This window comes from Pseudomonas sp. LA5 (genome assembly GCF_028640825.1).
Lineage (GTDB): Bacteria > Pseudomonadota > Gammaproteobacteria > Pseudomonadales > Pseudomonadaceae > Chryseomonas > Chryseomonas aestiva.
Genome location: NZ_JAQYZY010000005.1, coordinates 1 through 270, shown reverse-complemented (window position 1 = coordinate 270; position 270 = coordinate 1). Strand labels below are relative to the sequence as shown.

The following is a 270-nucleotide window of genomic DNA, read 5'->3' as shown; positions in this document are numbered from 1 at the left end:
GAGGGTTATATCTATCGCGGTGAAACTATCGAGGTGGATATCTACGGTGATATGAGTGGTTACCCCGGCACTCCGACTCCTCCGCCCGGGAAGTGGGCGCGCTGGCTCCGGCCGGGGTGGCAGGAGCTGGACGCCGAGCCGGCTCCCTACGTCAAGCCGCTGGAGCTGCGCCGGCAGGAGCGCCTGGATGCCCTGAATCGGGACTTCCTGAACTCGTCCGCGGTGGTGCAGAGCTACAACCCGACGTTCGAGATATCGACCTGGGACCGG

Annotated in this window: 1 protein-coding gene; it reads left to right on the top strand. The window is 64.4% G+C overall.

What is annotated here, in order from left to right; all coding sequences use genetic code 11:
- Positions 1 to 51 precede the first annotated feature (51 nt).
- Positions 52 to 270, top strand: a 219-nt coding sequence (locus PVZ72_RS00025; protein WP_273860868.1) for a hypothetical protein, incomplete at its 3' end; no start/stop codon positions are given.